General features: G+C 44.5%; 11 protein-coding genes. 6 read left to right on the top strand and 5 right to left on the bottom strand.

All coding sequences use genetic code 11. The features are described from left to right. Positions 1–31 precede the first annotated feature (31 nt). Positions 32–469, top strand: coding sequence for a PACE efflux transporter (locus OAG1_RS19235; protein WP_220720096.1), 438 nt, complete (start codon positions 32–34; stop codon positions 467–469). Here the strand turns inward: OAG1_RS19235 and OAG1_RS19230 are convergent. Further along, a complete protein-coding gene (locus OAG1_RS19230; protein ID WP_338622380.1) occupies positions 466–996 on the bottom strand; it encodes an NUDIX hydrolase in 531 nt (176 codons plus the stop codon). The genes OAG1_RS19235 and OAG1_RS19230 overlap by 4 nt on opposite strands. Positions 997–1,149: 153 nt before the next feature. Between OAG1_RS19230 and OAG1_RS19225 the strand changes: the two genes are divergently transcribed. Next, a complete protein-coding gene (locus OAG1_RS19225) occupies positions 1,150–2,769 on the top strand; it encodes an HD domain-containing phosphohydrolase (RefSeq protein WP_338622379.1) in 1,620 nt (539 codons plus the stop codon). Between the two features lie 31 nt (positions 2,770–2,800). Here OAG1_RS19225 and OAG1_RS19220 read toward each other — a convergent pair whose 3' ends face one another. The 3 genes from OAG1_RS19220 to OAG1_RS19210 all read right to left on the bottom strand — a co-directional run bounded on the left by OAG1_RS19220 (position 2,801) and on the right by OAG1_RS19210 (position 6,718). Beyond that, complete coding sequence (locus OAG1_RS19220) at positions 2,801–4,015, bottom strand: Xaa-Pro peptidase family protein (RefSeq protein ID WP_338622378.1); 1,215 nt, start codon at positions 4,013–4,015, stop codon at positions 2,801–2,803. Between the two features lie 121 nt (positions 4,016–4,136). Continuing rightward, on the bottom strand, positions 4,137–5,300 hold the full coding sequence (locus OAG1_RS19215; protein WP_338622377.1) for a GGDEF domain-containing protein: 1,164 nt from the start codon (positions 5,298–5,300) through the stop codon (positions 4,137–4,139). A 152-nt stretch (positions 5,301–5,452) separates the two neighbouring features. Then, a complete protein-coding gene (locus OAG1_RS19210) occupies positions 5,453–6,718 on the bottom strand; it encodes an esterase-like activity of phytase family protein (RefSeq protein ID WP_338622376.1) in 1,266 nt (421 codons plus the stop codon). Positions 6,719–6,951: 233 nt separating this feature from the next. Between OAG1_RS19210 and OAG1_RS19205 the strand changes: the two genes are divergently transcribed. Then, on the top strand, positions 6,952–8,979 hold the full coding sequence (locus OAG1_RS19205) for a methyl-accepting chemotaxis protein (protein WP_016402288.1): 2,028 nt from the start codon (positions 6,952–6,954) through the stop codon (positions 8,977–8,979). Between the two features lie 53 nt (positions 8,980–9,032). After that, on the top strand, positions 9,033–10,538 hold the full coding sequence (locus tag OAG1_RS19200; protein ID WP_338622375.1) for a Ppx/GppA phosphatase family protein: 1,506 nt from the start codon (positions 9,033–9,035) through the stop codon (positions 10,536–10,538). 84 nt (positions 10,539–10,622) lie between these two features. Here OAG1_RS19200 and OAG1_RS19195 read toward each other — a convergent pair whose 3' ends face one another. Continuing rightward, entirely contained in the window at positions 10,623–11,825 is a 1,203-nt protein-coding gene (locus OAG1_RS19195; RefSeq protein ID WP_016402286.1) for an ammonium transporter, read from the bottom strand. Positions 11,826–12,259: 434 nt separating this feature from the next. On the opposite strand from OAG1_RS19195, the gene OAG1_RS19190 reads away from it, so the two are divergent. Both OAG1_RS19190 and OAG1_RS19185 read left to right on the top strand, forming a co-directional pair. Continuing rightward, positions 12,260–12,574, top strand: a complete 315-nt coding sequence (locus OAG1_RS19190) for a DUF2007 domain-containing protein (protein WP_338622374.1) — start codon at positions 12,260–12,262, stop codon at positions 12,572–12,574. Between the two features lie 96 nt (positions 12,575–12,670). Then, a complete protein-coding gene (locus tag OAG1_RS19185; protein ID WP_016402284.1) occupies positions 12,671–13,351 on the top strand; it encodes a flagellin protein FlaA in 681 nt (226 codons plus the stop codon). Positions 13,352–13,415: the final 64 nt, after the last annotated feature.

Here is a 13,415-nt window from a genome sequence, read left to right as displayed (position 1 = left end):
ATAGCCTTATTGAATCGAACTGGAGATAAGCATGAGACAAACATCCGATAGAATTCGCCATGCCGTAGGTTTTGAGTTAGTTGGCCTATTGGGAGCTATGCCTTTGCTGGCTGTGCTATTTGGGGTAGACCCAATGCATTCTGGCGCGATGGGTTTGTTTTTTTCGGTTATCGCTACAGCGTGGAACTATTTCTACAATCGCTGGTTTGATATTTTTTTATTTAAACGCCAAGGGCATAGCGATAAAAGCCAAAAGCAACGCATCTTCCATGCCTTTGGTTTTGAGTTAGGTCTGTTAGTTATCACTATTCCAGTAATGGCTTGGTGGCTAAATGTTAGTTTGCTAGATGCGCTGATTATGGATGCAGCCATGATCATCTATTACTTGTTTTTTGCATACTTTTATAACCTGGCCTATGACAAGTTATTTCCAATTAACAAAGCCAGTAAACTGCTTACCAGCGTTTAGTCGAGTAAACCCGCAAGCTTAGCGCGGCTATAACAAGCAATGGTTTTGGCATCGTTGATGGTTCCATTAACGATGCCTTTTTCAAACTCTGCACTGCTCATTTCAAATACTTCAATAAACTCATCTTCGTCGCATTGACCTGCTTGATGCGAAAGCTGCTTGGCCAAAAACAAATACTGTATCTCGTCACAAAAGCCCGGCGCCGGATATAGTTTACCAAGGCTGTGCCATTGCTCGGCGACGAGATTAACTTCTTCCTGTAGCTCGCGTTTAGCACAGGCTAGTATTCCATCTTCGCTTTGTTCATCGGCTTCTATGGTGCCCGCAGGGAGTTCCACCAACCAGTCTTGAATGGCAGTACGATACTGGCGCTCCATAATAATATTGCCCGCATCATTAATCGCTAGCACTACCACTGCACCAGGGTGGCGAAGTGTGGTGATGGTTTTTTGCAGTTGATTAGGCAGACGTTGTTGCTCGCGAGTTACCTCAAAACAATGCCATTTTAGTAGGCTTTGCTGTTGCATAGCGGGATCCTTTTAGCGCCAAAAAACTTAGCTTACTGCAGCGGCAATTAATTGTATTTGTAAAAAACCTGAAAAATTAAATATAAATTTATCAATTGCTGGTGGTTTGTATAAAAATTAACCATAGTTTAAAGAGTTGTAGGAGGGAATATTATGTCTCGCTTAAGTCTTTATCTTATTGCCAGTGCCTTATTTATTGGGGTCGTTATGGGCTTAACCAGCATGAGCTTGCTGAGCCAACATAACGCAGCAGTGAATCAGCTTTCCAGCAGTGTCGCTAAGCGCGCTGCCGCCGTTGCTGCCTTAATTAAGCATACCGAAACGCAACACCGCCAAGAGCTAGAATACTTTGCCGAACTTTCGATGGTGCCCAAAGCTTTAGATAGTGGCAACTATGAGGTTGTCGCGGAGTTGCTTAGCAAGCTAATGCAAAGTAAATCAACCGTGGTGCAAACGCGTTTGTTTAACCCCGAAGGGCAAGAGGTATTCAAGCTGGTGAATCGCGCAGGTGTGCCAGTGCGTTTAAGCAATATAGAGCTTCAGGATAAGTCTCAGCGCTACTATTTCAAGCAATTAAGTAGCACTGCTATTGGCAATAGCTACTTGTCTCCGGTGGATTTAAACGTTGATTATGGGGTGATTGAGCGGCCTTATCGACCGGTGATGCGCATTGCGCAAAAGATAAGGCATTTAGATAGCGGCCAATATCTAGGTAGTTTGATGTTTAATTACGATGTGAAACAAGAGCTTAGACAGTTAGCTAGCTTGTTACCCGAGCAGCTAAGGTTTTACATTGTAGATGAGCGCCAGCAGTTTTTGGCCCACCCAAATTCGGCGAGTTTATATTGTGCAGAGTTGAGTTGTGACGATCTTTTCATTGAATCTCAAGTTCAGCGCTTGGCCCACCAGCGGGTTTATTTCGACGATAGTTTAGCCGCAGAAATAAACCTAGATAGCCCCGTTCAGCCGGTAATGATGGGCGCACAACTTATTGTGGCTTACCAACATAATTATTTACCACATTTAACCCAGCCTATCTCTAATTTAGGCGTGTTAACAAGGAGCTACCAATGGTGGGCTGCTTTGCTTGTGGCGAGCTTAGTATGCTTGGTTGGATGCTATTCCTACCAACATTTGCAAAACCGGATAGAAGAACGCCTGCAAAAAGCCAGAATGCATAAGGTGCTAGAAGGGGTAACCGAAATGTTAGAGCGCTTGCATGAGAATGACGACGCGGTAACCGGCAGCCATGTGCAACGGGTGGCCGATTATTCTCGGCTTATGGCGGAGCATGTTGGTTTAGATAAGCAGCTGGTTGAGGATATTCATCAATTTGCCTCTTTGCATGACATTGGCAAAATCTCTACTCCCGACGCGATTCTTGGCAAACCGGGCAAGCTTGATGCGCAAGAGTGGGAAGTGATGAAGCAACACGTGGATAATGGTTATCAACTATTAAGAGAATTTGAGTTAAGCCCAGTAGCCGAAAACATTGTTCGCGGTCACCATGAGCGTTGGGATGGGCAAGGCTACCCACAAAAAATTGCCGGTGAAGAGATTCCTATTGAGGCAAGAATCGTTAGTTTAGTGGATTGTTTTGATGCCTTAATGTCGGAGCGGCCCTATAAACCGGCTTTCTCCTTTGAGAAGTCGAAGGAGATTATTAACGACTTGAGCGGAAAAGCTTTTGATCCCTACCTAGTCAAAATGTTTAATTTTTTGGAAGCTGATTTTCGTAACAGCCACCCTAGCCCAAAAACTAAAAGTGGCTAAGGTAAACTGCTTGGTTTATTGGTAGCGCTATTTAAGCTGTTTGGTAGCCAAAAGGGTCATCAATGCTTGGGCTTGGCTGGGTGAACCAAACTGGCCCCGACTCGCCGATATAAAAATGATCTTCTAAGCGAACGCCAAAGTGTTCGGGGATCACCAACATCGGCTCGTTACTAAACACCATGCCAGGGGCTAACAGGGTTTCATCGCTTGCTACTAAATAAGGCCCTTCGTGAATGTCTAGGCCACAACCGTGCCCTGTGCGATGCGGTAAGCCAGGTAACGCATATTCTGGCCCATAGCCATCCGCTTCTAGCGATTGGCGAGCTGCAGCATCTACACTGGCGCAGCTAGCACCAAGTTGCGCCGCATTAAAAGCGGCTTGTTGCGCTTTATGTTCACTTTGCCAAGCTTTACGTTGTTGTTCAGTGGCTTCACCGTAAGCGTAGCTGCGGGTTATGTCTGAGTTATAACCGTGCAATAGGCAGCCTGTGTCAATGAGTACCCAATCGTTTTCTTGCAAGATTTGCGGCTCTTTTACGCCATGTGGAAATGAGCTGGCTAGGCCAAACAACACAATACAAAAAGACGAACCGCTAGCGCCTACCTTTTGGTGGGCTTGGTGGATGAACTCGGTCACTTCGCTAGTGCTAATGCCAGGGCGCAAAATTTTAGCCGCAGCTTTTTGTACCGCCAAGGTCATGTCTTTGGCTCGTTGCAATAAGGCAATCTCGGCGGCTGATTTTATGGCGCGACAAGCTTGAGTGACTACATCACCATTTACAAAATTTAACTCAGGGTTCGCTTTAATCAGACCGTCTACCAAAAAGAACGCTGCACTAGGGTCGACTGCAATGGTGCCTTTTAGTTTTAAATCTGAACATAGCGTTGAAAACAACTGATAAGGGCTTTGGTGTTCATGCCAGCCATGGAAGGGGGCATCAACAAGCATGAAGTCGTTTAAAGAGTCTTGCTCAAAATACGGAGCAATATAGTGTAATTGACCATCGGCACTTAACAACGCTCCTACCATGCGCTCGCTGGCACTCCACTTTAATCCAGTGAAATAATACAAGTTGGTGCCGGCGTTTAAGTAAATAGCGCTTATGCCTTGTTGTTGCATTAACTCACATGCTCGTTGCTGGCGCTGTTGGTACTCGGCCTTACTAATTCCACTTATGTCGCTACACATATTGCTTAATGCAGCCAACTGCTCGCTGGCTGAACTGCCACCTACCCCTATGGTCATTATTTTTCCTTGTTGCATGATTAGCTAAGATAGTCGCGCTATCTAGGGTTTGCTAAAGAGTATGGCGAAATGCTTAGCGGGTAAAGTGGAATTGCTAAGCTAAAGTAGTGAAATGTTTCAACTAACTGCAGGTGCTTTCATTTAGAGCGTACACCTTGACCTTGTTTCCGCCTTGGCGTTTGGCTTGGTACATTGCTTCATCGGCTTGTTTAATAAGTTTGGATAAATCTTGAGTTTTTAAGTTTGACGCTACGCCAAAGCTGGCACTCATGTAGAGCTTACCCTTGCTGGTTTTTAGCGCTTGCTGATTGAGTTGAATGCGGATTCGGTTTGCTAGTGCATTAGCCTGCTGCGCGTTGGCTCCGTTCAGCGCTATTACAAACTCCTCGCCGCCAAAACGGCCAAATAAATCGCCGACACGCAGGTTGTCTAGGGCTATCTCTGAAAAATGCATCAAGGCTAAGTCACCGTTGTCGTGGCCGTAGTCATCGTTAATGCTTTTAAAACGGTCTAAATCGATAAACACAACGCTAATTTCACCACCAGAAAATTGTGCGCGTTTGGTCATTTTTTCTAGTTGTTTTAAAAAGTAGCTGCGACGCATAGCACCGGTGATATCGTAATTGGCGAGCTGTTCTAATTGAATGATTTGCCGCCAATGCAGTAAAAAGTAGAAAACGTAAGTTTGCAGTGCGTTTCCGGCGAAAATGGCTAACGAGAGCAAGGTAGGCACGCCAAGCAATAAACCCTGGTTTTGCGGCGTATGTTGCATGGTGATGTAAACCCTGAGTAGTAAACAAGTACCAAAGAATAAGTACAAACCAATGACCAGCCACAAGGCATGATTGTGTTGCTGTCGCCAATAGCGAAAATACAGATAGGCGCAGTAGAAACAGCATAGTGCAAGGGTGCTGGAGAATAAGGTAATGCGAGATTGGCTAGAAGGCTCGATCGAGATGAAATAAAACATCAGTGCGCAATACAATAACAGCCCTATCGACAGAAAATTGCGGTTAAAGCGCTGCTTTAAGTAATGGTGATGACCCGCAACGATAAGCAGGAATGAGCCAGCAAATAAGGTATTTTGTAACAACAACTCCGTGGCCGAGGGTTGTCTGGAAAGTAGCACAACCAGCAAGGCACACACTTGAGTGTAGGAGGCCATAATCCAACAATCTAGCGCGGTTTTTTGCCCATGAAATACCCGAATAAGGGTGAGCACCACTGCCGACACCACGGTGACTAAAGTGGTTAAAATAAAATAGGTGAGTCCATCAACAACCATTAACGAGCGATTCCTTTCTGCTACACCCATAGTGTAGATGGCTGTTTTATTTATACAAATTGAATGTTCTGAAGAAGGTGCTGTTCGGCTAAAAAACCAGCATTAAAGCTAAGGAACCCAGAGCACTATAAAGGTACTCTGGGCGCTTTGGCTTATCGGCCTTTTAATAGATATAAGGTATTACGATCGATAGCTTGATTAGCCGGTAGGATCTTTTGGATAACATGCTCGCCTTTAGCGGCTACGGCAAAATCATCATCATTAAGTACCGCCAGCTGATTGTCAGCGCGCAGCCACAAACCTTCCAATTTGTCGTGAGGGTAGGGATTGGGCAAATCTACCAATAGGTCATTCACCAAGGTTTTTGTTACTGGCTTAATCCCTTGTTGTGCGAGTTCTTGCCAGCTCATTTGCTCTAGGGTTTTCCCTGAAAAGGTTAATCCTAGCTCGGCATCTACGTCGCCGCTTACATCGGTGGCTTGGCTTAAATCTATTTGATAAATACGTTTGTATTTCGCCTGTTTTTTGCCACTAGCACCGGCAAAACCGCCGTCACGTTCTATGACCAAAAACTGTTGCTGGTTTAAGGCGACAATTTCTGAGTTAGAAAGGTTATTTGCTTCTTGCTGGTAAAGGTATTGCTTAGTTTTACCACTAGCGATATCAAAACTTACGATGCGAGTGAGGTTTTTGTTGCTGATAGCTTTTTTACTTGGGTTGTATAGTGTCGACTGCATAATGCCAAACAATACTTTCTCGTCTGGGCTAATTGCCAAGCCTTCCATTCCGCGATTAGCACGACGATTCGCCAATACCGCAGGTAGCTTTCTGCCACCAGTTCCGGTGCCAAAGGGATTAATACGCTCCAGTTCTACACCAGTGGCACTGTAATGAACAATATGCGGACCGTATTCATCACTCACCCAAAAGCTGCCATCTTTTAATGCAACTAAGCCTTCGCTATCTAAACCAAAAGGATCGGCTTTTAGTACCGACTTGTCGTTAGCGTAGGCTACTTCACCGGTATCGCCCATGCCTTTGGGGTTTGGTAAGCCAGAAATTAGTTTGCCATTTGGGTCCTTTAACAAAATTTCTTTTACTTGGTTTACCTCACCATTGGTAAAACTAAATAAACCAATGCGTGGTGTGTACCCAGGTGTTGGAAAGATCTTGCCTTTGCCTTCTGGCCCTTGGTATTTGGCATTGGGGCCCCGATCGGTAAGGGCATAAAAGTGATCGGCCAAATGCGGATGGGCGGTCATTGCAGATCCGTATCCACCATTGCGGATTTCGGTGCCGTTTTCCATGCTTGTTAACACTTGATAGGGCAAAGCTGCTGAAGATGCTTCATCTTTAGCTAATATTTGCGGGCTAGTTAACAAGAGTAGAGAGAGGGGGAGAATCAGCCGTGGGCTCATGTTTGCTTCCTTGCTATGATGTTTTATAAAAAAATAATACAAACATCAGGTTAATCTTTTATTACGCATTTTTTTGCACGAACAATGAGCTAAAAAGCCAAAATTAATAATGGCTTACAGTTTTTTGATGTGCGGAACATCGCACAATAACGACTAAAAAAGATAATCAACAAAATCCTTACTAGTCTTACTAGTACGGGAATTAGCGAGCTTTTGGGAAAAGGTAGCAAGGCATGTTGGGAAAAAGTATCAATCAAATCTCGGTTGTTCATCGTTTATATATTGGGTTTGCCGTTCTCACTTTGGTGATAGCGATGGGCGGTGGTGCCGCTTTCTTGCTGGCCCAGCAAATCAATTCAAGTTTCAATACACTTACTGACAACAGTGCAAGAACCCAGTTGCTTGCAAACCAGGTAGGCAGCCAAGCGCTTCGAGCGGGTATCTTGCTGTTAAGTTTGGAAAATGCCAGTAACTTAGATGAGCTGCAAAGCATTAATAGCCAAGCCGATGAATCACTAAATGATCTAGAAAGTCATGTGGCAGAGTTAGAAGCTCATGCCCAAAAGTTTAATATTAATGGGCTTTCACAGTATTTAAATGATGTTAGTAATGTAGAAAACACCTTGGCCTCACAAGGTGGGCGATTAGCGCAATTACAAAATACTTACCTGCAGCAAGACGAAAAAGTACGTGATGATTTAAGTCAGTTTCTATTTCGCTTGTCTGATTTGAAAAGAATTGTGACTAAAGTGGCTAGCCCTGCAGCTGCTGAAGATTCATATATTGAAGATATACTCACCATGGTCATGGACCGTTTTGGTTTGATGGAGTTCTTACTATCAAACATGGTGAATACTCGCGACCCGCAAAAAATCGCAGATTTGGTTAAGAAGATTCAATATAACAACCGTGTATTTAACGATGACTTTTCTTCATTAATTGATGAAGTAGAAGGCTTGGCTGATCCTCAAGTCGCGGACTTGGTTGCTGAGTTTAACCGTCAAGTGAATGACCCAAGCGGCATTGTAGAGCGCTATGTAGATAGCCAAGAAACCATTGCTAATATCGCTATCCAAACTGTAGAAATTAACCGTCAGCTTTCTGGTTTAGATTCTACCGTTACTAAGATTGTTGATTTAGCTAACCAGCAAAGTGAGGTTGCCAGCGAGCAGGGCCGAAGTCTAATTCTTAATGCGCGCTCTATTACCGCTATTGTTGTGCCTTTGGTGATTATTTTTGCTATTGCCGTTGCTTACTGGTTAGCGAGTTTGATTCGTAAACCGCTAGAGCATACCCAATCCCACATTCTACGATTGGCTGAGGGCGACTATAGCCAAAGCATGAATGGTAAATACTCTGGCGAATTTGCGGTGCTGGTGGCAGCCATTAACCGAATGATTGAACAAGCTCGCGAGGTGTTTAGCCAAATTCAAAGTGCTGCTCACCAACTTAGCGATGTATCGGTTAAAAATAACGAAGCTTCAAGCGTGGTAAAAACCAAGCTTGATAAGCAAACCGCGGAACTGAGTAGCGTAGCAACTGCTGTTACTGAAATGGAGTCGGCAATTAAAGAAGTGGCTTCGAACACCGAAAGTAGCCGCGAGTTGTCGATGTCTGTTGAGAACAATATTGATCAAGGCCAGCAGGTAATGAATCAAAATATCGAAATGATCGATAGTTTAGATGATGCCTTGCAGAGCACTTCTGGCCAAGTGGATAAGCTAGCAGACGCCAGTAAACAAATTGGTTCTATTATCGAAGTGATCGATGGTATTGCCGAGAAAACCAACCTGCTAGCGTTAAATGCGGCCATTGAAGCGGCACGTGCCGGTGAGCAAGGTAGAGGTTTTGCGGTGGTTGCCGATGAAGTGCGTAGCTTAGCTAGCCAAACCACCAAAAGCACCGAGTCAGTGCGGGCAATGATTACTACCTTGCAACGCGAATCAACCCAAGTATTTGATGCAATGGCCGCTAGTCGTGAACAAATGAGTCAGTCAAAAGATCTGGCCGAGAAATCTCGTGAAGCGATCATGACTATTCGCACCGACATGAGCCAAATGCGCGAGATGACCGATCAAATTAGTGTGGCCGCTCAAGAGCAACATCATGTTGCAAGCGAAGTTACGCGTAATGTGAATGTGATTGCCGAGGTAGCAGAAGATAATTTTGAGCAAATAGAGCGAGTTGCTCAATCTAGCCAAGCGCTACAACAACAGGTAAATGATATAGAAACTATGTTAAAACGTTTTATATTGAAGTAAATTAGAGAGCCTTTTGGCTCGGTCTTTTGCGAGTGATTCGCTGAGGTTAGTTTATGTTCAATTTATCGCGTTTGTTGAGTCCCAAAACTCAACAGTTGGCTGCTCTGGATTTAGGCAGCAATAGTTTTCATTTAATTATTGCTGACTGGGAAGACGGCGAACTTAAAGTTCGCGATAAAGTGAAAGAAATGGTGCGTTTGGGTTGGGGCTTGCAAGATGATGGCAGCCTCGACGCAGCTGCTTGGAATCGCGCTCAAGCTTGTTTAGAGCGTTTTGGTGAGCGTCTTCGCGAGTTTAAACCTGGCAGCGTTAGAGTTGTTGGCACCAAGACCCTACGTAGCATTATTGATTCCAATGTGTTCCTGCAAGCTGCCGAGCAACGCCTTGGCCATCCAGTAGAAGTTATCTCCGGTGAAGAAGAAGCCCGTTTAATCTACCTAGGTGTTGCTCACTATATGGCGCCAACCAATGGCCCGCGTATGGTCATCGACATTGGCGGTGGTAGCACCGAAGTCACCCTTGGTGAAGGCATGGATCTAAAGCTTAAAGAAAGCTTAGATATGGGCTGTGTATCTATCACTAAACGTTTCTTTAAAAATGGCCGAGTGACCAAAAATCGCTTATTAAAAGCCAGTGTCTATTGTTCGCAGCAATTGTTGCCTGTGGCCGATGATTTCTTGGAACATGCTTGGAATGAGTGTTTAGGTGCTTCTGGCACCATTAAAGCTGTAGCGAAAGTTTGCTTAGAAAACCAATTTTGTGATGGTGAAATTCAGCTCAAAGGCCTAGACGCCATTATTGAACGCTACCTTGAAGCTGGCGAATGTAACTTGCCGCTTAAGGGGCTTTCACTAGAACGTCAGCCGGTGTTTTTAGGAGGGGTTGTCGTCTTACAAGCCTTATTCCAAGCACTGAACATAGATACTATGCACGCCGCAGAATCGGCCCTACGCGAAGGTTTATTGTATGAGCTAAAAGGCCGTTTAGAACACAGTGATATTCGTCCATCTAGTGTGCAAAAGCTAGCTGAGCGTTACCACGTAGACAGCCAGTTTAGTGGCCGAGTAGATAGCACTTGTCAGTTATTGTTAAACCAAGTGGCAGAAACCTGGTCGTTGGATGAAGTAGAAACCACCAAGCTGTTAAATTGGGCTTCGCAATTATTTTTAGTGGGCCTAGATGTAGCACACAGTGATTATCATAAACACGGTGCTTATATTGTGGAGCATGTGGATCTTGCTGGCTTTTCCCGCATCGAGCAACAACAGTTGGCAGCCTTAGTTTTAGCGCATCGTAAGCGCATCCCAGTTAAGCAGTTCCCGATGGAAAACGTAGACTTGCTCAAGGCGTGTTTGATCATTCGTTTATCAGTCATTTTTAACCGTGGCAAACGTCGTCAAACACTGCCAGAACTACAGTTTAGAGCTGCTGGGCAGCAAATGAGTTTATTGTTGGATCAAACTTGGCTGCAGAATAATCCTTTAACCCGCGCAGATTTAGAAAATGAGCAGCAATACTTGAGCCAGATAGATTATAAGCTAGACATTATTGAGCTCTAAAAAGCAAAATGCAGTTCAATGGTGAGTTTCACCAGAACTGCATTTCAAATATTGAAAGCCCGCACTGCAGTGCGGGCTTTTTTATTAGCGGTCTTTGTTGGTTGCGCTAATTTTGTGAATCGCTAAGTCAGCGCCGTGGAATTCGTCTTCTTCAGAAAGACGTAAGCCTGCAACTTTATCTACAATGCCATAAACAATCACACCACCGATTAGCGCTACAGCCACACCTGCAAGACTACCGATGATTTGGCTGATTAGAGATACGCCACCTAAACCGCCTAATGCTTGGCTACCGAAGATACCTGCGGCAACACCACCCCAAACACCACACAAACCGTGAAGTGGCCAAACACCTAATACATCGTCTAAGTCAGAGCGTTGTTGTAACCAAGTGAATACCCAAACAAATAATGCACCAGCTACGCCACCCGTTACTAAGGCGCCAATCGGATGCATTAAGTCTGAACCTGCACAAACAGCAACTAAGCCAGCTAAGGGACCATTGTGAACAAAACCAGGGTCATTACGGCCTACAACTAGCGCAACAATCGTTCCGCCTACCATTGCCATTAAGGTATTAACCGCTACTAAACCGCTGATGCCGTCCATAGTTTGGGCCGACATTACGTTAAAGCCGAACCAGCCAACGGTAAGTACCCAAGCACCTAAAGCTAAGAATGGGATGTTAGAAGGTGCAAATGCCACGCCTGGCTTTCTGCCCTTACGTGCGCCAAGAACTTTAATCGCAACCAGTGCTAACCAGCCACCCATTGCGTGTACAACTACCGAGCCTGCAAAATCATGGAAGGCAGCGCCAAATTGCGCTTCTAACCAATCTTGGAAGCCGAAGTTACCGTTCCAAATAATGCCTTCGAAAATCGGGTATACCAAACCAACAATCAATGAAGAAGCAATTAAGAATGGATAGAACTTACCACGCTCTGCGATACCGCCTGAAACAATGGCTGGAATAGCAGCAGCAAAGGTAAGTAAGAAGAAAAACTTCACTAGCTCGTAGCCGTTTCCTTCAGCAAGTACTTCTGCACTATTAAAAAAATGGCTACCGTAAGCTAAGTAGTAACCAATAACGAAGTAAGCCACACCAGAAAATGCGAAATCGGTGATAATTTTAACTAAGGCGTTTACTTGGTTTTTATGGCGAACTGTACCTACTTCTAAAAAGGCAAAGCCAGCGTGCATGGCTAGAACCATAATGGCACCTAGCAGAATGAATAAAGTGTTTGCGCTTTGCGACAATACGTCGATAGCGTCACTAATATTATCCATTAAAAAATCTCCCTAATTGTTTCTTTTAATATGGTTTGCGCCAAAAAGAAGCAATTTTCAGGCCTTTTGTTGAATAAATTTCTTAACTAAGCACTAAGTTGATGCAATAAAAGGGTTTTAACTTGATGATAACAGTAGAGTTACAAGTTTTAGCTCTAAGTTGGTGCGGTATTTTATGTGATCTATATACGCTGTGTTCTAAATTGGTGCGGTATCGCTATATTTTGGTGCTCGGTAGTTGCGGCTCATCATAGTGTTAAGCGAGCCTTTTTAAGCTGAGGTTTAGTCAACAAAAAAACTAAGGGCGCTGAGCTAATATGCCTGCTCACTAGGTCTTTTAAAAAGGGGTTAATGCCTAAGTTTTTGTGTTAGCAAGCAATACTACAAGCAACTCACCTATACTGAGCATTAGTAGTCGCTAATAAGGAGAATAAATGAGCCAATGGCATGAGTTTTATCGAGCCGCCAACTTTGTAGAAGCGCGATTGCTGCAAGGTATGTTAAGTAAAATGGGCATTGAGAGCCGAGTAGATGGTGAGTATGCCATGGCGGCGGCTGGTGAACTCCCTATGGATGTTGTACAAGTTACATTAATGGTAGAGTTAGCCCAATGGGACAAAGCGAAGCAAGCGGTAAAGGACTACGAAGTAAATAATGTTGTAGAGTGGACCTGCAATAAGTGCCAAGAGATTAATCCCGGAAGCTTCGATTATTGCTGGTCTTGCGAGCAAGAAAACAGCACAAAATAGCGTTCAAAAAGATGCGATTTTGGGCACTTAGTGGTATGCTTAAAAAGTATACAGCTAGGATGGCTGCTCTAGTAAATGTTTTGTTGAGGATATCCAATGGCTATCAATCAGGTTTCAAGCTCCGTTTCTCCGTCCGATTTTTATATGGACCAAGCGAAGAAACGCCAAGAAGAACAAGATGAAAAACTTGCTTCTGGTAAGCGTATTAACACAGCCGCAGATGATCCTGCAGGCTTACAGATCTCTAATCGCTTAACCACTGGTATTAGCGAGCAAGAAGCTTACGCCAATATCTATCAAAACCAAGTTAGCCTCAACAATATTGAATCTGCTCAACTACAGGGCACTACCGAGCTACTGCAGCAGAACCAAGCGTTGGTTGTACAAAGTGGTAATGGTATTTATAACTCTGACGATATTGCCGCTTTGCAAGCTCAAGTTGATGCCAACACTGCCGCTATTCCCAACGCCACCGATCTTGGCGTAGATAATGTTGACCTTAACGATCCTGCCACGGCTCAAGCTGCGTTGCAGGGAGCCCAGCAAACTACCGATGCGAATCAAGCGGAACTAGGCGCTTCTAGTAATGCGGCAGAGTCTGCTTATCGCTCTACCCAAGCTGCCATCGAGGCACAAAGCGCAGCGCGTTCGCGCATACTAGATACCAACTATGCGCAATCAACATCGCAACAAGCACAAAACGATGCCTTGTTGCAAAGCTCTATTCAGTCTTACCAACAACAATTGGCCTCCAAGAACATTGAGAAGCTTATCTAGCTTGTTCTAACGCAACAAACAAACGGCGTGGCACTGGTAAAGTGAACGCCGTTTTTTAATGGAG

It is taken from the genome of Agarivorans sp. OAG1 (genome assembly GCF_037076485.1).
GTDB classification, from domain to species: domain Bacteria; phylum Pseudomonadota; class Gammaproteobacteria; order Enterobacterales; family Celerinatantimonadaceae; genus Agarivorans; species Agarivorans albus.
Note: the sequence above shows the minus strand (reverse complement) of the source record. Positions and strands in the feature narration are given on the sequence as shown.